General features: G+C 71.5%; 20 protein-coding genes, 1 tRNA gene and 1 pseudogene. 14 read left to right on the plus strand and 8 right to left on the minus strand.

Annotated features, from left to right (window positions below; all coding sequences use genetic code 11):
* The first annotated feature begins 47 nt into the window (after positions 1 to 47).
* Together F6J84_RS04595 and F6J84_RS04600 are read left to right on the plus strand one after the other, a co-directional pair.
* Positions 48 to 3,782, plus strand: a complete 3,735-nt coding sequence (locus F6J84_RS04595) for an AAA family ATPase (protein ID WP_420846172.1) — start codon at positions 48 to 50, stop codon at positions 3,780 to 3,782.
* On the plus strand, positions 3,769 to 3,966 hold the full coding sequence (locus tag F6J84_RS04600; protein WP_150971763.1) for a hypothetical protein: 198 nt from the start codon (positions 3,769 to 3,771) through the stop codon (positions 3,964 to 3,966). The genes F6J84_RS04595 and F6J84_RS04600 overlap by 14 nt, the downstream gene beginning before the upstream one ends.
* A gap of 13 nt (positions 3,967 to 3,979) precedes the next feature.
* Here F6J84_RS04600 and mscL read toward each other — a convergent pair whose 3' ends face one another.
* From mscL to F6J84_RS04615, 3 genes are read right to left on the minus strand one after another with little or no spacing between them, the layout of a single operon-like run.
* On the minus strand, positions 3,980 to 4,399 hold the full coding sequence (gene mscL, locus F6J84_RS04605) for a large conductance mechanosensitive channel protein MscL (RefSeq protein ID WP_150893647.1): 420 nt from the start codon (positions 4,397 to 4,399) through the stop codon (positions 3,980 to 3,982).
* A gap of 37 nt (positions 4,400 to 4,436) precedes the next feature.
* Entirely contained in the window at positions 4,437 to 4,736 is a 300-nt protein-coding gene (locus F6J84_RS04610; RefSeq protein WP_150971765.1) for an FmdB family zinc ribbon protein, read from the minus strand.
* Positions 4,737 to 4,765: 29 nt separating this feature from the next.
* Entirely contained in the window at positions 4,766 to 5,359 is a 594-nt protein-coding gene (locus tag F6J84_RS04615; RefSeq protein WP_150893644.1) for a 5-formyltetrahydrofolate cyclo-ligase, read from the minus strand.
* A 40-nt stretch (positions 5,360 to 5,399) separates the two neighbouring features.
* On the opposite strand from F6J84_RS04615, the gene galU reads away from it, so the two are divergent.
* From galU to F6J84_RS04635, 4 genes are all read left to right on the plus strand, one after another.
* On the plus strand, positions 5,400 to 6,284 hold the full coding sequence (gene galU, locus F6J84_RS04620; RefSeq protein ID WP_150971767.1) for a UTP--glucose-1-phosphate uridylyltransferase GalU: 885 nt from the start codon (positions 5,400 to 5,402) through the stop codon (positions 6,282 to 6,284).
* Between the two features lie 21 nt (positions 6,285 to 6,305).
* Entirely contained in the window at positions 6,306 to 6,941 is a 636-nt protein-coding gene (locus F6J84_RS04625) for a GNAT family N-acetyltransferase (protein ID WP_150971769.1), read from the plus strand.
* 58 nt (positions 6,942 to 6,999) lie between these two features.
* A complete protein-coding gene (locus F6J84_RS04630) occupies positions 7,000 to 7,890 on the plus strand; it encodes a large exoprotein (RefSeq protein ID WP_150971772.1) in 891 nt (296 codons plus the stop codon).
* A 50-nt stretch (positions 7,891 to 7,940) separates the two neighbouring features.
* Positions 7,941 to 8,013: transfer RNA gene (locus F6J84_RS04635), tRNA-Ala, on the plus strand.
* Between the two features lie 41 nt (positions 8,014 to 8,054).
* On the opposite strand, the gene F6J84_RS04640 is transcribed toward F6J84_RS04635, so the two are convergent.
* Positions 8,055 to 8,588 carry a hypothetical protein gene (locus tag F6J84_RS04640; RefSeq protein WP_150971774.1) on the minus strand — a complete coding sequence of 178 codons (534 nt, stop codon included), beginning with the start codon at positions 8,586 to 8,588 and terminating at the stop codon, positions 8,055 to 8,057.
* A gap of 182 nt (positions 8,589 to 8,770) precedes the next feature.
* Here F6J84_RS04640 and F6J84_RS04645 point away from each other — a divergent pair, with 182 nt between their 5' ends.
* The 5 genes and pseudogenes from F6J84_RS04645 (at position 8,771) to acs (ending at position 14,563) form a co-directional block, all read left to right on the plus strand.
* Positions 8,771 to 9,016, plus strand: a complete 246-nt coding sequence (locus F6J84_RS04645) for a hypothetical protein (protein ID WP_150971776.1) — start codon at positions 8,771 to 8,773, stop codon at positions 9,014 to 9,016.
* The gene (locus tag F6J84_RS04650; RefSeq protein ID WP_150971778.1) at positions 9,013 to 10,014 is read left to right on the plus strand and encodes an SRPBCC family protein; all 1,002 of its coding nucleotides are present in this window, start codon (positions 9,013 to 9,015) and stop codon (positions 10,012 to 10,014) included. Before F6J84_RS04645 ends, F6J84_RS04650 begins: the two co-directional genes overlap by 4 nt.
* 25 nt (positions 10,015 to 10,039) lie before the next feature.
* Positions 10,040 to 10,341: pseudogene (locus F6J84_RS04655) on the plus strand (ATP-binding cassette domain-containing protein); the annotation flags it as partial.
* Between the two features lie 159 nt (positions 10,342 to 10,500).
* Positions 10,501 to 11,955 carry an HNH endonuclease signature motif containing protein gene (locus F6J84_RS04660; RefSeq protein WP_150971780.1) on the plus strand — a complete coding sequence of 485 codons (1,455 nt, stop codon included), beginning with the start codon at positions 10,501 to 10,503 and terminating at the stop codon, positions 11,953 to 11,955.
* A 559-nt stretch (positions 11,956 to 12,514) separates the two neighbouring features.
* On the plus strand, positions 12,515 to 14,563 hold the full coding sequence (gene acs, locus F6J84_RS04665; RefSeq protein ID WP_150971782.1) for an acetate--CoA ligase: 2,049 nt from the start codon (positions 12,515 to 12,517) through the stop codon (positions 14,561 to 14,563).
* On the opposite strand, the gene F6J84_RS04670 is transcribed toward acs, so the two are convergent.
* On the minus strand, positions 14,541 to 15,707 hold the full coding sequence (locus tag F6J84_RS04670; protein ID WP_150971784.1) for a class I SAM-dependent methyltransferase: 1,167 nt from the start codon (positions 15,705 to 15,707) through the stop codon (positions 14,541 to 14,543). The genes acs and F6J84_RS04670 overlap by 23 nt on opposite strands.
* Positions 15,708 to 15,713: 6 nt before the next feature.
* On the opposite strand from F6J84_RS04670, the gene F6J84_RS04675 reads away from it, so the two are divergent.
* Together F6J84_RS04675 and F6J84_RS04680 are read left to right on the plus strand one after the other, a co-directional pair.
* Positions 15,714 to 16,175 (plus strand): MarR family winged helix-turn-helix transcriptional regulator, encoded by a 462-nt coding sequence (locus F6J84_RS04675; RefSeq protein ID WP_150971786.1) that lies wholly within the window; start codon positions 15,714 to 15,716, stop codon positions 16,173 to 16,175.
* A 62-nt stretch (positions 16,176 to 16,237) separates the two neighbouring features.
* Positions 16,238 to 16,702, plus strand: a complete 465-nt coding sequence (locus tag F6J84_RS04680; RefSeq protein ID WP_150971788.1) for a DUF3817 domain-containing protein — start codon at positions 16,238 to 16,240, stop codon at positions 16,700 to 16,702.
* Positions 16,703 to 16,783: 81 nt separating this feature from the next.
* On the opposite strand, the gene F6J84_RS15445 is transcribed toward F6J84_RS04680, so the two are convergent.
* Genes F6J84_RS15445 through F6J84_RS04690 form a run of 3 tightly spaced genes read right to left on the minus strand, consistent with a single transcriptional unit; the run spans position 16,784 to position 18,275 of the window.
* Positions 16,784 to 16,936: a hypothetical protein gene (locus tag F6J84_RS15445; protein ID WP_191621892.1), complete on the minus strand. Its 153-nt coding sequence runs from the start codon at positions 16,934 to 16,936 to the stop codon at positions 16,784 to 16,786.
* A gap of 59 nt (positions 16,937 to 16,995) precedes the next feature.
* A complete protein-coding gene (locus F6J84_RS04685) occupies positions 16,996 to 17,469 on the minus strand; it encodes a hypothetical protein (RefSeq protein ID WP_150971790.1) in 474 nt (157 codons plus the stop codon).
* Entirely contained in the window at positions 17,466 to 18,275 is an 810-nt protein-coding gene (locus F6J84_RS04690) for an EI24 domain-containing protein (RefSeq protein WP_150971792.1), read from the minus strand. Before F6J84_RS04690 ends, F6J84_RS04685 begins: the two co-directional genes overlap by 4 nt.
* 142 nt (positions 18,276 to 18,417) lie before the next feature.
* On the opposite strand from F6J84_RS04690, the gene F6J84_RS04695 reads away from it, so the two are divergent.
* Entirely contained in the window at positions 18,418 to 20,958 is a 2,541-nt protein-coding gene (locus tag F6J84_RS04695) for an ATP-dependent Clp protease ATP-binding subunit (RefSeq protein WP_150971794.1), read from the plus strand.
* Positions 20,959 to 21,027 lie beyond the last annotated feature (69 nt).

The raw sequence follows: 21,027 nt of genomic DNA on the forward strand, positions 1-21,027 counted from the left end.
GCGAAACCCGGGCCGAATGAGGCCTGCGCGCCCTCCTCCCGCTTACAGTGACACGTGTGTGGCGTGGAGAAGGTACGGCAACGGCCGGCGAAGAAGACGTCGAGGCGACGAACCCCGTGCGCCCCGGCGATCTGGGCGTCGCCGAGCCCGGGGTCACGGTGACGCACGCAGCCGAGCCGGAGCGCATGCGGATCCGCGCTCAGGCGGCGCTGCTGGGCGGTCGGTCGACCCTCCTCTTCTACGACGACACCCCCGAGCGCGGGGTCGACATCAACAAGGCGCATCCCGGCAGCCTGCCCCAGTTCCTGACCGGCCGTTCCACCCTGCTGTCGAACCTCTACCGCGACGAGGTGGCCCTGCGCACGGCCCGCCTCGCGGCCGAGCGAATCACGGCCAAGAACGTCGAGCTGCGCACCGCCCGCGGGCTGGAGAGCGTCGCGCTCGCCGTCGGCATGGCGTCCTGGCGGATCGGCGGCATCGTGTGCACGGCGCCGGTGCTGCTGCGCCCGCTCGCGATCCGTCGTCACCACACCGACTTCGAGCTGAAGCTGCGCGGCCCGTTCACGGTGAACCCGGAGCTGGTCCGCGCCCTCGGCACGCACTTCGGCATCCACCTCGATTCCGTCGCACTCGCGTCACTGGCGCACGACGGCAACGTCTTCCGCCCGCAGCCGGTGATCGACCACCTGCGCGCCCTCACGACGCACATCCCGACCTTCACCGTCACGCCGCGTCTGGTGGTCTCGAACTTCGTCGACGTCGGCTCGGGCATGGCCCGCGACACTGCGGACCTCGAGCACCCCGTGCTGAACGCGCTCGCCGGACACCACGCCGACCGGGAACGCCTCTCCATCCGTCCGGCGCTGCCGACCGTGACCAGCCCCGACGACCGCACCCCCGCCGCCGACACGCTCCTGCTCGACGCGGACGAGGAGCAGGAGGCCGTCCTCGCCCGGATCGCCGCCGGGCACTCGCTCGCCGTGCACACCCTGCCCGGCACCGGCGGCACGCAGACCGTCATCAACGCGGTGGGCGCCCTCGTGCACAGCGGCAAGCGCGTGCTCGTGGTGAGCGCGCGACGCTCGACGCTCGACGGCATCCGCCACCGGCTCACCGGGATCGGCCTCGACTCGCTCGCCGTCACGCCGCGTCATCTGCACCGCGACCTCATCCGCGCCATCGGCCGGAACGAGAAGGCCGAGCAGCCCAAGGTCTCCGACATCGACGACGCGCTGGTGCGGCTGCGAACCGTCCTGCGCGACTACCGCACCGCCCTGACCGTGCAGCATCCGAGTCTCGGCGCCTCCGCGCTCGACGTCGTGCGCCGGCTGACCGAGCTCGCCCGGATCACCCCGTCGCCGTCCACGACCGCGCGCTTCGACGTCGCGACCCTGCAGCGCCTGCGCGACAACCGCCAGGCCGCCGCCGCCAAGCTCGTGGCCGCCGCGAAGCTCGGCGAGTTCCGCTTCGGCCCCGACGACTCCCCGTGGTACGGCGTCAGCTTCGAGACCACGACCGCCGCCCGCGCCGCGCACGCGGTGGCCGGCAAGCTCAGCGGTCAGGACGTGCCGAACCTGCTGGAGCGCGGTTACGAGCTGATCGCGCAGACCCGGATGCGGCCCTTCCGCACGGTCGACGAGCTGGGGGACTACCTGCGCCTGCTGCAGGGCATCCGCGAGACGCTCGACAAGTTCTCGCCGTCCGTGTTCGAGCGCCCCCTCATCGAACTCATCCAGGCGCACGCGCCCAAGCGCGACGCGCCCGCCATGAGCAGCGCGAACCGTCGCCGCCTCAAGCGCCTGTCGCGCGAGTACGTCCGCGCGGGCGTGCACGTGGGCGACATGTACGAGGCCCTCGTGCGCATCCAGCAGCAGCGCGCGGAATGGCAGCGCCTGGTCGAGGCGGGCGTGATGCCCGAGGTGCCGATCGGCCTCGCCGACGTGCACGTGGCCTGGCAGCGCGTGCACGCGCAGCTGGGCGAACTGGACGGGATCCTGCGCCGCAGCGACGCCACCCGGCTCGCATCGCTCCCCGTCGCGCAGCTCGTGCGCACGCTCGCCGGGCTGGCCGCGGAGTCCTCCTACTTCGAGAATCTCGTGGAGCGGGCCACGCTCCGCGGCGAGCTCGACCGGATGGGGCTCGAGACTCTCCTGACCGAGCTGTCGGTGCGGCACGTCCCCGAGCAGCAGGTCGCGGCCGAGCTGGAGTTCGCCTGGTGGCAGTCCGCCCTCGAGCACCTGCTCCGGACGGACCGGGCCTTGCTCGGCGCCAACACCGCGGTGCTGGACCGGCTGGAACGCGACTATCGGCTCGTCGACGAGGCGCACGCCGCCGCATCCGGGCCCCTCCTGGCCGCACAGCTGGCCACGCAGTGGCGGATCGGCATCGTGGACCACGCGGGCGAGGCCGCCGCCCTCAGGCAGGCGCTGAAGGACGGCATCGCCGAACCCGAGCAGCTCATGCGCGCTGCGCCCACGCTGCTGCGCGTGCTCGCACCGGTGTGGCTCGCCTCGCCGTACGAGGTCCCGGACATCCCGGACGCCCCCGCCTTCGACGTCGTGATCATCGCGGATGCGGCGGCGCTCTGCCTCGCCGAGGCCGCACCGGCCCTCCGGCGTGCCAGGCAGGTGGTCGTCTTCGGCGACCCGGTCACGCAGAAGCCCACGCCCTTCGCCGTCGGCGCCGGCGCGAGCGTCGAGGCCGACGAGTTCGAGGAGCCCTTCGACGAGACCTCCGTGTTCGAGCGTCTCGCGGGCCTCGTCGACGTCGCGACGCTCACCCGCAGTTACCGTGCCGGCGGCGAGGACCTGGCCCAGCTCGTGAACGACGCCTTCTACGGCGGGGAGATCGTCTCCCTTCCCTGGGCCGGTTCCTACCTCGGCCGCGGCAGCCTCAGCATCGACTACGTCGAGGGCGGCACCGGGACCCCTGATCCGGTCTCCGGAGCGGTGGAGAGCCCTGACGCCGAGGTCTCCCGCGTCGTCACCCTCGTCACCGAGCACGCCGTCAACCGGGCGAGCGAGTCGCTCATGGTCGTCACCGCCAGTCGCCGCCATGCCGAGCGCATCCGCGCTGCCGTGGGCGCCGCTTTCGCCGGGCGCTCCGACGTCGCGGACTTCGTCTCGCGGGACTCCGCGGAACCGTTCGCGGTGCTCACGCTGGAGGAGTCCGTCGCCGAGAGCCGGGACCGCGTCATCCTGTCGCTGGGCTTCGGACTCACCAAGCACGGCCGGGTCCTCAGCGACTTCGGCGACCTCTCCACGCCCGACGGGGAGCGCCTGCTCACAGTCGCGATGACCCGCGCCCGCCGCTCGATGGTGGTGGTCTCCTCGATCCGCCCGACGGCGTTCGAGGACGGCCGGCTCGAGCACGGTGCAGCCACCCTGATGAGCATCCTGGGCGGCGTGGCCGCGCGCGATCGCGAGCAGCATCTCGAAGACCTCGCCGACCCGATGACACGGGCCCTCGCCCGCGAGCTCCGCGAGCTCGGCGTGACGGTGGACCTGCAGTACCGTGGCCTGTTGCCGCTCGTGGCACGGCATGAGGGCAAGGCCGTCGTGGTGGAGTGCGACCCGGAGACCCGCGCGGAGTCGCTGCGCGAGTCGCTGCGGCTGCGCCCGCAGATCCTGCGCCGCCTCGGCTGGCACTACGTCCGTGTGCACGCGTTCGACCTGTACAGCGACCCCGCATCCGTCGCCGCGCGGATCGCCGGGATCCTGGGGGTGACCGGGCACGTCGACCCGACGCACGCCTCGACCCAACCGCTCGATGTCCCCGAATGAGCCCCGTCAGCGGGTGGAACGCGTCGCCGGATCCCGCCGCGCGAAGCTGACGCCCGCGCCCGGCGCCGTCCCCGAGGTCGACGTGATCGAGGATCCCGCAGACGACGACGCCGCATCCGCGTCGTCCTCCGGCGGGGGACCGAACGACGAGCGGATGCGGCGCGAGGTGCCGCCGCACTACTGACGGCGGCGAAGACTCAGAGCTGAGGACGCTCCTGCTTCTCGAGCAGGTCGCGGATCTGCATGAGCAGTTCCTGCTCGGTGGGCAGCTTCTCCTCCTCGGCCTCCGTCACGCCGGCACGCGCGGCCTGGCGTTCCTTCCACTTGTTCATGGGGTACACGAACACGAAGTAGACGATCGCCGCGACGGCCAGGAAGTTGATGATCGCGTTGACGATCCCGCCGACGAGGAAGTTCGACGAGCTGCCGGAGAGGGTGGGGACGACCCAGACCCAGCCGGACAGGTCGCCCAGCTGGAAGATGACGCCGATCAGCGGGTTGATGAAACCTTCCACCAGCGCGTTGATGATGGCGGTGAACGCCGCGCCGATGACGACGGCGACGGCAAGGTCGATGACGTTGCCGCGCATGATGAACTCTTTGAAACCCTTGATCATCCGATGCTCCTTGTCGCTCGTGAGTGGCGGGGGCCGCTCAGGATGCCGCGGGGGCGGCGGGGGCGGCGGATGTCGTCCCTGTGGACGATGATGTCGAAGAAGAGCTCGACTCACCACCACCCGAGTTCGCGGAGGAGGACTTCTCGGACGAGGTGGTCGCCGAGCGCGAGTCGGTGCGGTAGAAGCCGGACCCGTTGAAGGTCACGCCGATCGAGCCGTACTCCTTGCGGAGCACACCGGAGCACTGCGGGCACTCCGTGAGCGTCGGCTCGGAGAAGGACTGGACGGCGTCGAAGCGGTGTCCGCAGGACTTGCAGGCATAGGCGTAGGTAGGCATGGGTCTCCTAGGGGCGTGGGTGTGAGGACTCAGCCTGCGGCGGGCAGGCGAACGGTTCGGGTGGGGGTGACGATCCCGGTGACCGGCTGATCGTGCTTCTCTCGCGGCACCTCGTCGACGTACTCGGTGTCGAAGACGACGGCGTAGACGGGCGGACAGCCCTCCATGGATCCGATCGTCTTGTCGAAGTATCCGCGGCCCCAGCCCAGCCGCATCCCGGTCCGGTCGACGGCGGCGGCGGGGATGATCATGAGGTCGACGTCGTTCACGGCGATCGGGCCGAGGAGGTCGCCGACCGGCTCGGGGAGACCGAACAGGCCCTCGGCGATCTCGCCGTCCTCCGTGGCGACGGCCCAGTCGAGGAGACCGTCGACGCGCGTGACGGGCAGGAGCACCCGGACGCCGCGTGCCACGGCCGCGCGGATGAATCCGCGGGTCTCCGGTTCGATGGTGGTGGAGAGGAAGCAGGACACCGATGTCGCGCCGTACTGGTCCACGAGGGCGAGTAACTGGGTGGTCAGTCCCACTCCCGCCTGCGCGCGAGCCGCATCCGAGAGCATCTGGCGCCGTTCACGCAGGTCTGCGCGCAGCGCACGTTTGGCCTGGTCTATCACGTCCGACATGGAGACGAGTCTAGGTTCGATGGGCGGATAGGATCGGCGCATGTCGCACAAGCCCTTCAAAGCCGTCATCCCCGCCGCAGGTCTGGGCACCCGGTTCCTGCCGGCGACCAAGGCCATGCCCAAGGAAATGCTGCCGGTCGTGGACAAGCCCGCGATCCAGTACGTGGTGGAGGAAGCGGTCGAAGCCGGGATCGAGGACGTCCTCATCATCCTCGGCCGGAACAAGAACAACATCGCCAACCACTTCGACGCCATGCCCGAGCTCGAGCAGAAGCTGCGTGAGAAGGGCGACACCGACAAGCTGGCCAAGGTCGAGCGGGCTTCCGACCTCGCCGACGTGCACATGGTGCGCCAGGGTGAGCCCAAGGGGCTCGGTCACGCGGTGCTGCGTGCGCAGGCGCACGTGGGCGACCACCCGTTCGCGGTTCTCCTCGGCGACGACCTGATCGACGAGCGCGACCCGCTGCTGCCGCAGATGCTCGCCGAGTACGACAAGCGCGGTGCGGCGATCGTGGCGCTGATGGAGGTCGACCCAGAGCACATCCACCTCTACGGCGTGGCTGAGGTCGCGGCAACCGACACCGACGGTGTCGTGAAGGTCACCGGCCTCGTGGAGAAGCCGAACCAGGAGGATGCCCCGTCGAACCTGGCGATCATCGGACGCTACGTGCTCGGTCCCGACGTCTTCGAGGTGCTCGAGCACACCCAGCCCGGCAAGGGCGGCGAGATCCAGCTGACCGATGCGCTGCAGGAGCTCGCGGCCGACCCGGAGAAGGGCGTCTTCGGCGTCGTGTTCCGCGGCCGCCGTTACGACACCGGTGACAAACTCGACTACATCAAGGCGATCGTGCAGCTCGCCAGCGACCGTGACGACCTCGGCCCGGACCTGCGGCCCTGGCTCAAGGATTTCGCCGCGGGTCTGTGACCTGGAGCGAAGGGCGCGCGAATGGACCTCTCGGTACCGAGGGCGCACGGACCGGTCTCGATCCGGCTGGTGCGTCATCGTGACGCCAAGGTCCTGCAGGAGCATCTCCTGTCGAACCGCACATGGCTGCGCCCCTGGGAGGCCACCAGCCCGGACGGTGCCGTCTCCCTCGACATGAAAGTCGGGATCCGACGCCTGCTCCAGCAGTACCGGGACGGCGTCGGCGTGCCGTTCGTCATGGAGTACGACGGCGAGGTCGCGGGCCAGCTGAACGTCTGGGGCGTGGCGCGCGGCTCGCTGTCGTCCGCGACGATCGGGTACTGGGTCTCCCGGGAGTACGCGGGGCGGGACATCACGCCGATCTCGGTCGCGCTGGCCACGGACGTGTGCTTCGACCAGTTGCGCCTGCACCGGATGGAGATCTGCATCCGCCCGGAGAACCACGCCAGTCTCCGGGTCGTGCAGAAACTCGGGTTCCGGTACGAGGGACTGCGCCGGAAGTACATCCACATCGACGGGGACTGGCGCGACCACTACGCCTTCGCGCTCGTCAAGGAGGACGTCCCGGAGGGGGTGCTCGCTCGGTGGGCGGAGGCCCGCGTGCCCCGCGATGCGGCCGACATCCCGCAGGCCGACCGGGATGCTGCGGGCCAGTAGCGCGCGACACGCCCACAGCGTTCGTCCCTGACGACGCGGATCACCTAGCGTGGACCGCATGGGTGGACAGGTGCTGGGCGGAGGCGTCATCGTCCTCGTCGCCGTGGCCCTGTGGATGCTCTACCTGCTGCCGAGCTGGCACAGCCGGCATCAGTACAACTCCGCCGAGCGCAATGCCGTCCGGCTCAGCCAGGCGCTGCGCGTGCTGGCCGAGACGAGCGAGACGCCCGAGGAGGTGCGGCTGGAACTCTCCGCCCGCACCGCCCACGCGCAGCAGAAGCTCGCCCGGCGAACCCTTGCCGAGAAGGAGCGCGTCGAGCTCGAGCAGGCGCGCCTGGAACTGGAGCGGGCGAAGGCCGAGGCCCGTGCCGCACGTGACCGGCCGGAGGTCCGTCGTGCCCGCGCCCGGCGTCGCACGCGGCTGACCGCGTCCGCTGCCGGGGTGCTCTCGATCGCCGCCCTCGGCACCGGCGTCTGGACCATGCTCGCCTTCTCCTCCGCCGCGCTGCTGTGGATCGGGGGAGTGGGGGCGCTGTCGAGTCTCCTCGTGCTGCAGCGGATGTCGCGGGTCGCGGCACGCGCCGTGCGACGGGAGCAGGTGGCGCCCGTCGTGGTGGCCCGCACCGCCGAGGTGCAGGACGTCGCCCTCCCGGTCCAGAGCAAAGCGACCTGGCAGCCGCGGACGCTCCCGCGCCCGCTGTCGTCGTCCGCCGGCTCGTCGGCCGCCGCCGTACGAGACGCCGCCGACGCGCGCGAGGCGCTGCGTCGGGCCGCCTTCGAGGAGGCCAAGCGCGTACGCGCGGAGAAGGCCGCACCGCCCTCGATCGCCGTCGCCCGTACGCCCGAGAAGGTGGAGCCGGCATCGGCTTTCACGCGGATGGGATACGTGGACGACGCCGAGATCGAGGCGCACGTGCGCAAGCTGTTGCAGGACCGCCGGGCGGGGTGACCGGTGGCACGGCCGGGTGTTCCGGACGTGATAATGTAGCTGAGGTTCTCGGGCCTGTGGCGCAGTTGGTAGCGCGCTTCGTTCGCAATGAAGAGGTCAGGGGTTCGAATCCCCTCAGGTCCACCGAAACGAGTAAAGCCCCCGCTTGTCGGGGGCTTTACTCGTCAGTGCTGCAGGAGATCCAGGACCACCTTGTCGCCGGCGGCCTGCGCGGCGATCCAGCCGGTCGCGCCGTGCAGCTCGATGCTGTCGCCGGTGCCGGTGTCCGTCAGGGTGAGGTAGCGGTTCAGTCCGAGCTTCTTGACCTCCACGTCCACCGCATCCCGGTCGAAGGAGGCGACCTCGGTGCGGAGGTTTTCGTCCTGGTTGAGGACGTGCACCTTCTCCGCGGTCACCGCGACGAGCAGCCGCACGCTCACGCCCTGCGCTGCGGCGGTGGCCTGGAGGCCGGCGCGTGACCCGGCCACGGCACCGGCAGCGGCCGCGAGCCCATCCAGCAGCGGACTGCCGATGAGGTTCGTGATGTTCGAGATCACGTCGGCCGCCCGACGGCCCGCCGCGGCCCCGACGGTCACGCCGGCCACCTGAGCGACGACGAGGTTCGCCATGCCGAAGATGCCGGCGCCGAGCACCTCCTCGCCGGGCCCCAGGATGGCCTGCGCATCGGCGATCAGGTCTGCTTCGTTCCAGTGGGTCATGTCGTCCTCGCTGTCGGGTTCGCGGGGACGCAGGACGGAAATCGCCTCATCGCGCGAATCCCATGCCTCCCCCCGGGGCTGATCCATCGTAGGGGAGCGGCGGTGCGGGTCCCGACGGGTGTCGCGCGTCCCCATTGGCAACCCACATTGACAGCGTGCCATTGGCAACGTAGGTTGACAGCATGGAGAGCCCAGACGTCGCCCAGGTGGCCGCCGATACCTCGGATCCCCGGGCGGGTCTGCGGGCGGTCGCGTCGCTTCGGGTGCTCGCGGACGCCCTGGAGTTGCGCCAGGTGGAGGCAGGCCTGCGCGCGGGCATGAGCTGGCAGCAGGTGGCTGACGCGCTCGGGGTCTCGCGCCAGGCCGTCCACAAGAAGTACGCGAAGAGGATCGACCAGACCATCCCCGTGCCCAGGAGGCAGTCATGAGCAAGCTCGCCGATGTGGCGAAGACCACGCAACTCCTCTCGCTGGCGGGGATGGAGGAGGCCTCGCGGGTCGGTCAGCGCACGAGTGACATCGATCACCTGTTCCTGGCCCTCGTCGTCAGCGACCAGCTCGCCGGAGACGTGCTGCGTGCCGGTGGTGTCACCCTGCAGGCAGCCCGGGCGGCGGTCGCGGCGCAGCATGCCGCTCAGCTCGCAACGATCGGCGTCACGGTCCCGTCTCCCGGGCCGGGCCGCATCGTCTTCCATGAGACGGGTGGTTACGCCTGGAGTGCGCGCGCCGTCGACGTCTTCACGGAGTCCACCCGAGGAGGCAAGCGGGGCGACGCGGCAGCCGTTCTCCGAGAACTGCTGGACGAGCCGAGCGGGATGATCGCGGAGGTGCTGCGGCGCCTCGGCACATCGACCGACGCCGTCCGGGAGCGCCTGGACGAGGCGGAGCGGGTCATCCCGGTGGCGTCCCGATCGAGTGCCGCGTCCGCGGCCGAGCCGGCAGGGGAGTGGGAGACGTTCGTGCCCGCGACGCCCCGGGAGGTTTGGGATCTGCTGGCCGATCCCCTGCGCATGCCGGAGTGGGACACGAACATCGGCGAGGTCCACGTCGACCGGCCCCATCCCGATGACTTGGCGACCGGAGCGGTCTGGACGGCTCGTCTGCGCGAGACCCGGCCGGACGGGAATCGGATGCGGGTCAAGCCCGAACTCCGCCGAGTGCGCGTCGAACTCCTGGGCCACGAGCCCGTGTCGTGTATCGCCTGGTCCTTCTCCAGCCCCGATGCGCCGACCGCGGCCACCCGGCGGGTGACCCTCTCTCTGACTCCTGCCGCCGGTGGTACCCGCCTGCGCATCGCGCTCCGCTGGCAGCGCCGCGGTATGCGCACGCGCGGCATCCGCGGTGTGCTCCTGCGTCCGCTGTACCGGTATCTGCTCTGGATGCAGCTCACCCAGCTGGGCGCATCCATCGCGCGAGTCTTCCGCTGACGCGGGCACGGGACCGGCAGGCCTCCTGGAGGATGATGCGGACACCGGGTTCCTCGGCCCGAACGGCACGGGGAAATCCACGACGATGCGCATGATCGTGGGGCTCGACCGGCCGACCGCCGGACGTGTCACGGTCAACGGCGCCGAGTACCGTCGCCTCCGCGCCCGTTGAGCGAAGTGGGCGTGCTGCTCGGCGCAAAGGCCGTGCACACCGGCCGCACCGCTCGCAATCACCTGCTCGCCATGGCCGCCACGGACGGCATCCCGCGTTCCCGCGTGGACGAGGTGATCGAGCTCACCGGCATCCGATCGGTCGCAGGCAAGCGCGCAACGGACTCGGCCCGGAGGGCGTGCGCTGGGTGCGGCCGCGTCCTTGTTCCCTCCATCTGTGGATAACCCTGCGTCTGGCGGAATCTGTGGATAAATGCCTCTGATCGGGGATATTCCGTCGGCTTCGATGTCGGAACCCCTGTGTTGAATGGAGGTATGGACGACATCGGAGCGGCGCTGCGGAGCATCGGTGATGCGCTCCGCGACGCGCTCGCGGGGGTGTTCGACGGCGGGGCAGCGGCGGCGGACGACGCGGAGCTGCTCGCGGTGGTCGGCGCAGCCGCCGAGGTCATCCGCAAAGCCGAAGGGGTGCTCGTGGCGGTGACCGCGGAGGTGCAGGAGCGGTCCGCGGGTGCTGTCCGCGACGACCGGCTGACGACGCGGTTCGGGTGCCGCTCGGTCAGCGAGCTGCTGCAGCGGGCCACCCGGTTCTCGCCCGCACGGGTCGCCGACGTCGAACGGGCGGCCCGCGGCATCTGGCCGGTCGGTCTGACCGGCGAGATGGGCGAGTGCGTGTTCCCGAGCCTCCGCGCCGCGATGCGCGACGGCGTCGTCGGGTCCGATGCGGCGGCCGCCGCCATGGCCCCGCTGCAGGCAGCAGCCGGTCGAGTCGGGCGGTCCGAGCTGTGCGCCGCGGACAGTGAACTGGCGGATGCCGCCTGCGGGCGAGGCGTGGACTCCGCGCCGCCCGCGACAGCCGCAGAGCTGCGGGTGTTCGCGCAGGTCTGGGCGACGTATCTCGACCAGGACGGCGCCGAACCGCGGGAGGAACGAGCGCTCCGCAACCGCGGGCTGGTGCTGGGCCGGGAGCGGGACGGGCTCATCCCCGTGCGAGGGGCACTGATGCCGGAGGTCGCCGGGCAGCTGCAACGGATCTTCCACAGCATCCTGAACCCGAAGCTCGCCCCGGGCGTGCGGTTCTCGCCCGAGGTGTGGGGGAATGAGGACCCCGGTGAGGGTGAGGCCGCGGGCGAGGGTGAGGGCCGCGAGGGTGAGGGGCGCGAGGGTGAGGGGCGCGAGCCTTCGCCGGATGTGCGCACCCGTCCGCAGAAACAGCACGATGCCCTGGCGACGGCGCTCGTGGCGGCCGCGGCGTCCGGCGGGCTGCCGGCGATCGGGGGAGCAGCACCGACGCTGGTGGTGACGGTCCGCGCCGCCGACCTCGCCTCGGGACGCGGTTACGCGCGTGTCTCCGGCTGCGACGTTCCCGTTCCCGCGTCCGTCGCTGCTCACACGGCGTGCATCGGGGACGTCCAGCGGGTGGTCTTGGGCCGGGAAGGCCGGATCGTCTCGCTCGGGTTCGCGGGGAGGATCTTCACCGCGCACCAGCGGAGGGCGATCCTGGCCCGGGACGGCGGGTGCCTCATCCCGGGCTGCGACACCCCGCCGGAATGGTGCGAGATCCACCATGTGGAGGAGGCATCGCGAGGCGGCCCGACCCATACCGACAACGGCGTGGCGCTGTGCTGGCATCACCATCGGACGCTGGACGGGTCAGGGTGGCAGGTGCGGATGCGCAGGGGTGTTCCGGAGGTCCGTGGGCCGGCGTGGTGGGACCCGCTGCAGCGTTGGCGTCGCGGTGGCCGTCCCCTCGCACGCGTGCCCGCGTGACCCCCGTCCGCGCCCGGATGCGGGCTGCGGGTGCGGCGGGACGTCGCCCGGGCGCTCGGGGAAGGGTGGCGGCGCTGTCGGATGCTGTCCCCCGTGGCGGAGCGGTTCGTGTTTCCGGGCGCTGGCATCGGGTCTGGCGGGCGCCGAAGGGCGGCAGGCGGATGTTGCGCTGGGGCGAGGTGCTGCTGCGGTGGCGGAGTGGTTCGTGTTTCCGGGCGCTGGCATCGGGTCTGGTGAGCGCCGAAGGGCGGCAGGGGGATGTTGCGCTGGGGCGAGGTGCTGCTGCGGTGGCGGAGTGGTTGGTGTTTCCGGGCGCTGGCATCGGGTCTGGTGGGAGACCGCCGAAGGCGGTCGGGGGCATGCGCCCGGAAACACGAACCACGCAGCCCCCACCAAGCGCAGCCCCCCACCGAGTGCGCCCCCCCCACCGAGCGCAGCCCCCGAGCGCAGCCCCCCGAGCGAGCCGCGCCAGCCCCCCGACGCGTCACACGTCGTCATCCGTTTTGGCCGCGCACCGGCATCCCCCGGAGGCTGGTGTCACCTCGACCCCGGAAGCAGCATGAGCACCTCCACCGCGCACGACGACACCATCCGCAGCCTCCTCGACGAGCGGCGCACGTTCCCGCCTCCTGCGGCGTTCGCGGCGCAGGCGAACGTGACGCCGGAGTGGATCGCGCGCGAATGGCGGGAGCGCGCGGGGGAGGATCCGGAGACGTTCTGGGCGCACCGCTCGGAGGTGCTGGACTGGGCGGAGCCGTGGCACACGGCGCACACGTGGGCGCCGACCGACGGCGCGTCGGTCCCCGCGGCCGAGTGGTTCGTGGGCGGCCGGCTGAACGCCTCGGTGAACGCCGTCGACCGGCACGTCGCGGCCGGCCACGGCGACCGGATCGCGTTCCACTTCGAGGGCGAACGCGGCGACCGGCGCACGATCATCTATGCGGAACTGCAGCGGGAGGTGGCGCGGGCGGCCAACGCGCTGACGTCGCTCGGGATCACCCGCGGCGACCGCGTCGTGATCTACCTCCCGGTGCTCATCGAGACGATCGTCATTCAGCTCGCGACGGCGCGCATCGGCGCCATCCACTCGCTCGTGTTCGGCGGGTTCTCCGCCGAGGCGCTGCGCTTCCGGGTGGAGGACACCGGCGCGAAGCTGCTGGTCACGAGCGACGGGCAGTTCCGCCGCGGGGAGGCCGTCCCGGTCAAGCAGCAGGCGGATGCGGCGGTCGAGGGGATTGCGTCCATCGAGCACGTGCTCGTGGTGCGCCGGACGGGCTCCGACGTCCCCTTCACGCCCGGACGGGACCTCTGGTGGCACGACGCGGTCGGCGGCGCGTCGGACCGGCACGACCCGGAGTACTTCGACGCCGAGACGCCGCTGTTCATCATCTACACGAGCGGGACGACGGGGCGACCGAAAGGGCTGGTCCACACGACGGGCGGCTGGCTGACCCACGTGGCCTGGAGCTTCTGGGCGGTCTTCGACGCCAAGCCGGAGACCGACGTGTACTGGTGCACCGCCGACCTGGCGTGGGTCACCGCCCACAGCTACGTCACCTACGGGCCGCTCCTGAACGGCGTGACGAGTGTCCTGTACGAGGGCACGCCGGACACCCCGTCGTGGGACCGGCACTTCCGGATCCTGGACCGGTACGGGGTCACGACGTACTACACGGCGCCCACGCTCATCCGCTCGCTCATGAGCCGGTTCCCGGACGGCCCGCCGCCGTCGGTCGACCTGTCCGCGCTGCGCCTGCTCGGGACGGTGGGGGAGGCCATCAACCCGGAAGCGTGGGTGTGGTTCCACCGGCACCTGGGGCGCGGTGAGACGCCGGTGGTCGACACCTGGTGGCAGTCCGAGACGGGCGCCGCGATCGCCGCGCCGCTTCCCGGCGTCTCGACCCTGAAGCCGGGCTCGGCGCTGACGGCACTGCCGGGGCTGCGCGTGCGGGTCGTGGACGCCGACGGCGCCGATGTGGGGCCCGGCGGGGGAGGGCTGCTCGTCGTCGACGGCACATGGCCCGGGATGTCGCGGACCGTGTGGGGCGACCCCCTGCGGTACCGGGACTCGTACTGGGCGCGGTTCGCCGACCGCGGCTACTTCCTCGCCGGCGACGGGGCGAAGCTCGATGCGGACGGCGCCCTGTGGGTGCTCGGCCGCATCGATGACGTGATCAACGTATCGGGGCACCGCCTCTCGACCATCGAGATCGAGTCCGCCCTCGTGGCTCATCCGGCGGTCGGGGAGGCGGCGGTGGTCGGCGTCGCGGACGCCGTCACCGGGCAGGCCATCGCCGCATTCGTGACGGGCGAGGCGGATGCGGACGCGCTGCGCCGGCACGTGCGCGGCGCCATCGGTCCGGTTGCGCGACCCGCACACGTTTTCCGCGTGCCCGACCTGCCCAAGACCCGGAGCGGCAAGATCATGCGGCGGCTCCTGGTCGACCTCGTGGAGGGCCGCCCGCTGGGCGACACCACGTCGCTGCAGGACGAGTCCGTTCCCCGCCGCATCGCCGCCGTCGTGGACGCCGACCGGTCCCGCGAGGCGACCGAGACGACGGTGCCGCCCGCGGTAGCGCAGGGCGTCAGCGGCGAACGGACACGGTGACGGTGAACTTCGTGTTGCGGGCGACCTGGCGGGTGGGGCCGACGATGCTCTCGAGCTCGGCGCGATAGCGCAGCGCCGAGTTCCAGACCGTCCACAGCTCGCCGCCGGGGCGGAGGACGCGCGCGGCATCCGTGAAGAGGTGTGGGGCGAGACCGCTGTGGACCGCCGTGCCGGAGTGGAACGGCGGGTTCAGGGCGATGAACGCCGCGCTGCGCTCCGGCTGTGCCGAGAGCGCGTCGTCGCGGCGGACCTGCACGCGGTCGGCCACGCCGTTCGCCGCCGCGGTGGCGCGAGCGGAGGCCACCGCAGCCGCGGACTGGTCGGTCGCGAGTACCGTCAGGTCGGGGTGGCGTCGTGCCAGCCATGCCGCCACGACGCCGGTCCCACACGCGAGATCGATGACCGTACCGCCAGCGGGCAGCGCGTCGGGCAGGTGCTCGAGGAGGAACCTGGTGCCGATGTCGATCGACGTGCCGGCGAAGACACCGCCGTACGCGCAGACGACGAGACCGTCGTGCGTCTGCCGGCGGGGCTCCGGGTCGCGCCCGTCCCGCGGTCCGCGCGCGATGAGGACGCGCGACTTCTGCCGCGCGTGGGTGACGTCGAGCGTCGCGAAGAACTCCCCGAGCACGTCGTTCATCCCGAGACTCATGTGTTTGAGCCTGCCGCCCGCGTAGACGACGACCTCCGGATGGGCGTGCGCGGCGACGGCTCCCGCGATGTCCCGCAGCGCATCGAGCGACTTCGGGAGCCGGAGCAGCACGATCCGGCTGCCCTCGAGCAGCCCGGGCGAAAGGGGGAGGGAGGCGACGCTGCCGGTGAGTCCCACGCGTTCCGCGTTGGCGGCCAGCGCCTGCTCCCCGGTCAGGGCGTCCTGGTGGACGCGGACGATGCCGGATGCCGCCGGTGCGGCCGCGGCGGCGCCCAGGGCGAGCGCGCCGTAGGCGTCGCCGATCACGGCGATGCGCTCCCGCGGAGCGTCCGCGCGCGCAGCGGCGGATTCGTCGAGGATCAGACGGTCAGCGGCATCGGCGGCGACCAGGTCCGGTGCCTCGACGTCGGGCCAGCGCCGGAGCGCGTCGAGGGAGAAGTCCACACCCCCCACGCTACTGCCCGCCTCGCGCACGGATGCGGCGGATAGCATGGGGGGATGGGAGACACCGCCACACCGCGATCGTCCGTCGCGGTCGGGCGACCGCCGTTCAGCCCCGTGATCTCGCTGATCACCGTCGCCGCCGTCTGGGACCACCGGCTCCACGCGGCGCTGAAGGACCTCGGGCTCACGACGCGTAAGTACGCTCTGCTGGCGCACCTGCAGGCGACCCCGGGGATCTCGTTCTCGGAGCTGGCCCGGCGCTCCCAGATCACCGTGCAGACGGCGCACACGGCCGTGAAGATCCTCGTCGGCGACGGGCTCGCGGAGGACGTCACCGCCCACGCCGGGGCGGCATCCGACCTCCGGGTGACCGACAAGGGCGCCGGGGTGCTGGCTGAGGCCGACCGTCGGCTCGCGGACCTCGATCGGGAGTTCGCCGACGGCATCCCGGATCTCACGGCCGCCCTGCAGGGACTGCACGAGCAGCCCTTCGGGATGACCCTTCAGGAAAGCTGAAGCCGGGCTCGGGTAACGTGGCGGCGCGGCTGTCCCGGCCGCGCGACGTTGGAGGACCCGCCTTGTTCCGCACGCCCCAGTCCCTGTTCCGCGTCCTCGCGATAGCCGAGGCGATCTCCTGGACGCTGCTCATCAGCGCCCTGATCATCCGAGCGGTCACGGATGTCGCGGTCGTGGTGTCGGTGGCCGGAGGCATCCACGGCTTCGTGTTCCTGTCCTACGGCGCCACCGCGATCGTCGTCGCGAAGAACCAGCGCTGGGGAGCATGGCCGGCGGTCGTGGCGATCGGCAGCGCGGTCATCCCGTACGCGACGATCCCGACCGAGATCTGGTTGCATCGCACCGGGCGGCTGCGGGGTCAGTGGCGCCTCGAGGCGACCGACGACCCGAGGGATGCGGCCTGGCACGACAAGGTCATGCGGCTGCTGCTGAACCATCCGTGGGTGTTCGCGGCGATCGTCCTCGTCGCCGTGATCGTGCTCTTCGTCGTGCTGCTGATCATCGGCCCGCCCGGTGGGAAGGGCTGAGCCGCTCGACGGGAAGGCTGACGCGGCCCATCAGCGGATGCGGGTCGCAGGCTGATTCGGGCGGCTGAAGCGGCCCGCCGACTACTTCGCGCGGATGTGGATGGGCAGTGCCATCGCCAGCGAGACGAGCAGGATCCCGGCGACGAAGAGGATGGCCTGGAAGCCCTCGACCGAGAACGAGATGCCGCAGGCGAACATACCGAGCAGGAACAGCGGCAGGGCGACGATGAACATGGCACTCCTTCTCACAGACTTCATCCAGCGTATCGGGTGTTGCGCGGACCTGCGTCCGCTCAGCCCCGGCGTCGGCGGATGAGCGCCCTGATCCACTCGACGACGAGCCAGACCCAACCGCCGATCCAGGCGATGGCGCCCACCCAGGCGAGGACGTTCGACACGTCGGCGACCCCGTCGTCGGACTCCGCGCCGACGATGTACATGAACGCGGATCCCCAGGACGAGTCCCCGCCGTCGACGAAGAAGAGCCCGACGGCGACGACCCCGATCGCGGTGAGCCATGCCGCCCAGAGCGCCGGGCGCCGCCGCTCCCCGTCGCGGAGCACGGCACGGGCGGAGAGGAAGCCGCTCGCGGCGATCGCGACCTGCAGGCCGTAGCCGATCAGCAGGACGGGCGACACGAACAGGATGACCACAAGCATCCATCCCGGCCAGAGGATCTTGAAGGCGGCGCCGACGAGGGGCAGCACGATCAGGCCCACTCCGGTGAGGAGGGCGATGGTGTCGCGGCGGGTGGCGGTGCGCGTCATTCTTCGGAGTCTGCCAGAGCGTGCGGGGCCGCCGGGACGGGGAGCACCTCGTGGGACAGCCGCGTGGCCCCGACGACCGCGGCGGGCATCGTGAGGACGGCGCCGAGCGGAACCAGGAAGCAGAGCTGCGTCGCCACCCCGAAGCCGAGCGCCCGGGCGCGCCGCCCCCGCAGCAGCGTACGCCGTTCGACGTGTCCGATCCCCCGGGCGGTGAGGGCGCGCGCGGACAGTTCGTCCGCGAGGATCCAGCCCGACAGCAGGACACCGGTGACGGCTCCCAGCACGCCGCCGACGAGGGGGATGAGTCCGAGCGCGAAGGCGACGAGGGCGGCGAGAGCACCGCGCACGATGAGGGATCCGGCGTCGGCGACCCCCGACCAGAACCCGGGATCACGGTCCGGGGGCGTGCCGGCCTCCGTCGCCTCGACCGAGCGCCAGATCCGGTCGTAGAACGGCTCGCCGATCAACAGTGTCAGTGCGGTGAACAACGCCGCGGACAGCAGCAGCGCGCCGCCGAAGAGGGCCGCCCCCACGGCGACGCGCAGCAGGGTCGACCACAGGCCCGGCCATCCCTCCGCGAACGGCGTGACCGCGGTCGTGATGGGCGCGATCCAGAACCCCAGGGTGATGAGGCCCGCGCCGAGGGCCAGGCTCACGATCGCCGCGGGGACGAGGCCGAGCAGCATGAGGCCCGGGCGCATCCGCCACCATCCGAAACCGCCGAACAGGATGCGGAACCCGGCGAAGAACTCGCCTGCGGCGGTCCGCCTCTCGGGTGTGTCGGCGGGGTCGTGCGGGTCACTCATCACGGTTTCCTCGGGTCTCGGGATGGACCGAGCGTAACCGGGAATACCCTGCGCAGCGTCGCGTTGAACTTGATACACGCACGCTCAACTTCGTAACATGGATGAAGTTGAGTCGCCTTGGCTCACCTTTACAGGAGACAGAATGCCCGAAGACTTCACCCCCCAGGAGGGGGACGACGCCCGGCGCAGCTTCGACGAGTTCCTCGCCCGCTACCTGCAGGGCGAGCAGGCTCGGGCGGCCCGGTCGATCGACCTCAGCCGGTTCCTGAGCGCCCGCACCCAGCAGATCCTGCAGGAGGCCGGACGCTTCGCCCTCATGCGCGGTCAGCGGGAGCTCGACGCCCTGCACGTGCTCCACGCGCTCGTCGAGGACCCGACCGCCCGCGAGGGGCTCTCCCGCGTGGGTGCCGACCCGCAGGCCATCCTGCGCGGCATCGAGGGGCGCCTGCCCCAGGCCGGGCCCGCCGCGGAGGCGGACGGCGCCGTCGTCACGGTGTCCGTGCAGCGCGCGCTGTTCCACGCCTTCCAGGTGGCCCGCTCGGCGGGATCCACCTACATCGACCCGGAACACCTCTTCTTCGCCCTCGTCCTCGCGCAGGACAGCCCGGCAGGCCGCGTGCTCGCCGAAGCGGGCGTCACGGCCGAGGCCCTCACCCAGGGCGTCCGTGAGCCGGTCCCCGCCGGGGCGCCCGGCACGGAGACCGGTGCACCCGCATCCCAGACCCCGATGCTCGACACCTACGGACAGGACCTCACCGCGCTCGCCGCGGCCGGGGACCTCGACCCGGTGATCGGCCGTGGCGACGAGATCGAGCAGACCATCGAGATCCTCAGCCGTCGCACGAAGAACAACCCCGTGCTGATGGGTGAGGCCGGCGTCGGCAAGACCGCGATCGTGGAGGGCCTGGCCCGCGCCATCGTCGCCGAGGAGGTGCCCGAGCTGCTGCGCGGGAAGCGCGTCATCGCGCTGGACCTGCCGGCCATGCTCGCCGGTGCCCGTTATCGCGGTGACTTCGAGGAGCGGCTGACCAAGACGATGGACGAGGTCGCCGGGCTCCGCGGCGAGGTCATCCTCTTCATCGACGAGGTGCACACCGTCGTCGGCGCCGGTGCCGGTGGTGAAGGTGCCATGGACGCGGGGAACATCCTGAAGCCGCGTCTCGCGCGCGGTGACCTGCACCTGGTCGGGGCGACGACCCTCAAGGAGTACCGGGTGATCGAGAAGGACCCCGCCCTGGAGCGCCGGTTCCAGCCGGTGCGCGTCGGCGAGCCGTCCCTCACGGACGCGATCGAGATCCTCCGGGGTCTGCGTTCCGCGTATGAGGAGCACCACCGGGTCACCTACACCGACGAGGCGCTGCGCGCTGCGGTCGAACTCAGCGACCGCTACCTGACCGAGCGGGTGCTGCCGGACAAGGCCATCGACCTGATCGACCAGGCCGGAGCGCGGCTCCGTCTGCGTCTGGGCGTGAGCGTGGACACCACGCAGCTCATGGCTCAGCTGGCCGAGCTGGAGGCGGAGAAGAACTCCGCCGTCGCGGCCGAGCGCTACGAGGAGGCCTCGCGTCTGCGCGACGAGATGACCCGCCTGCAGGGACGCATCGACGAGGTGACCGCAACCGGGCGTCCGGACGCGGTCGTGGACGAGGCGCAGATCGCCGCCGTCATCAGCCGTGCGACCGGCATCCCGGTCAGCCGTCTCACCGAAACGGAGCGCGATCGCCTGGCGACGCTCGAGAGCGAGCTGCACGCCCGGGTCATCGGGCAGGACGAGGCCGTCACCGCCGTCGCCAAGGCCGTCCGGCGCAGCCGGACCGGCATGGGGGACGCACGTCGGCCGATCGGCTCCTTCCTGTTCCTCGGACCGACCGGTGTCGGTAAGACGGAGCTCGCGAAGACCCTCGCGGCGTCCCTGTTCGACGACGAGGACGCGGTCATCCGCTTCGACATGAGCGAGTTCGGCGAGCGGCACACGGTGTCGCGCCTGGTCGGCGCCCCTCCCGGATACGTCGGCTACGACGAGGCCGGGCAGCTCACCGAGCGCGTGCGCCGCAACCCCTACGCCGTCGTGCTGTTCGACGAGATCGAGAAGGCCCACCCCGACGTCTTCAACCTGCTGCTGCAGGTGCTCGACGACGGGCGGCTGACCGACGGTCAGGGACGCACGGTCGACTTCCGCAACACCGTGATCGTCATGACGTCCAACATCGGCGCCGAGTTCCTGGCCTCGCGGTCCGGGGCGATCGGGTTCATCGCCGATGGCGGTGGCGCGACCGGTTTCGGATCCGAGAAGGACCTCCGCGACCGGGTGATGGCGAAGGTGCGCGAGGCGATGCGGCCGGAGTTCCTCAACCGCATCGACGAGATCGTCATGTTCCGCAAGCTCGACCTGCCGCAGCTGCGCGAGATCGTCTCGCTCCTGCTCGGCGCGACGCGCGCGCGGCTCGCCGCCCGCGAGATCGGCCTCGACGTCACGGACGCCGCGGTCGACTGGCTGGCCGAGCACGGCTACGAGCCGGAGTACGGCGCCCGCCCGTTGCGGCGGCTCATCCAGCGCGAGATCGACGACCGGATCGCGGATCTGCTCGTGAACGGACGCCTGGGGGACGGCGGCATGGTGCGGGTGGATGCCGTGGACGGCCGGATCGCGGTCGACGCGGCGGAGCTCGCCCGAGCGGCCTGACCCCTTCCTCTCACGAAGGCCGTCGCCCCACCGGGGCGGCGGCCTTCGTCGTGCTCCCTCGCGGGTGTC

Source organism: Microbacterium caowuchunii (assembly GCF_008727755.1).
Lineage (GTDB): Bacteria > Actinomycetota > Actinomycetes > Actinomycetales > Microbacteriaceae > Microbacterium > Microbacterium caowuchunii.

Bases quoted from the DNA above. Each gene is read 5' to 3' on its own strand.
- F6J84_RS04670 (WP_150971784.1), bottom strand. From the start codon at position 15,707: ATGCTATCCGCCGCATCCGTGCGCGAGGCGGGCAGTAGCGTGGGGGGT.
- F6J84_RS04675 (WP_150971786.1), top strand. From the start codon at position 15,714: ATGGGAGACACCGCCACACCGCGATCGTCCGTCGCGGTCGGGCGACCG.
- F6J84_RS04660 (WP_150971780.1), top strand. From the start codon at position 10,501: ATGGACGACATCGGAGCGGCGCTGCGGAGCATCGGTGATGCGCTCCGC.
- F6J84_RS04685 (WP_150971790.1), bottom strand. From the start codon at position 17,469: ATGACGCGCACCGCCACCCGCCGCGACACCATCGCCCTCCTCACCGGA.
- F6J84_RS04630 (WP_150971772.1), top strand. From the start codon at position 7,000: ATGGGTGGACAGGTGCTGGGCGGAGGCGTCATCGTCCTCGTCGCCGTG.
- mscL (WP_150893647.1), bottom strand. From the start codon at position 4,399: ATGATCAAGGGTTTCAAAGAGTTCATCATGCGCGGCAACGTCATCGAC.
- F6J84_RS04695 (WP_150971794.1), top strand. From the start codon at position 18,418: ATGCCCGAAGACTTCACCCCCCAGGAGGGGGACGACGCCCGGCGCAGC.
- F6J84_RS04600 (WP_150971763.1), top strand. From the start codon at position 3,769: ATGTCCCCGAATGAGCCCCGTCAGCGGGTGGAACGCGTCGCCGGATCC.
- acs (WP_150971782.1), top strand. From the start codon at position 12,515: ATGAGCACCTCCACCGCGCACGACGACACCATCCGCAGCCTCCTCGAC.
- F6J84_RS04615 (WP_150893644.1), bottom strand. From the start codon at position 5,359: ATGTCGGACGTGATAGACCAGGCCAAACGTGCGCTGCGCGCAGACCTG.
- F6J84_RS04640 (WP_150971774.1), bottom strand. From the start codon at position 8,588: ATGACCCACTGGAACGAAGCAGACCTGATCGCCGATGCGCAGGCCATC.
- F6J84_RS15445 (WP_191621892.1), bottom strand. From the start codon at position 16,936: ATGTTCATCGTCGCCCTGCCGCTGTTCCTGCTCGGTATGTTCGCCTGC.
- F6J84_RS04650 (WP_150971778.1), top strand. From the start codon at position 9,013: ATGAGCAAGCTCGCCGATGTGGCGAAGACCACGCAACTCCTCTCGCTG.
- F6J84_RS04690 (WP_150971792.1), bottom strand. From the start codon at position 18,275: ATGAGTGACCCGCACGACCCCGCCGACACACCCGAGAGGCGGACCGCC.
- galU (WP_150971767.1), top strand. From the start codon at position 5,400: ATGTCGCACAAGCCCTTCAAAGCCGTCATCCCCGCCGCAGGTCTGGGC.
- F6J84_RS04610 (WP_150971765.1), bottom strand. From the start codon at position 4,736: ATGCCTACCTACGCCTATGCCTGCAAGTCCTGCGGACACCGCTTCGAC.
- F6J84_RS04645 (WP_150971776.1), top strand. From the start codon at position 8,771: ATGGAGAGCCCAGACGTCGCCCAGGTGGCCGCCGATACCTCGGATCCC.
- F6J84_RS04625 (WP_150971769.1), top strand. From the start codon at position 6,306: ATGGACCTCTCGGTACCGAGGGCGCACGGACCGGTCTCGATCCGGCTG.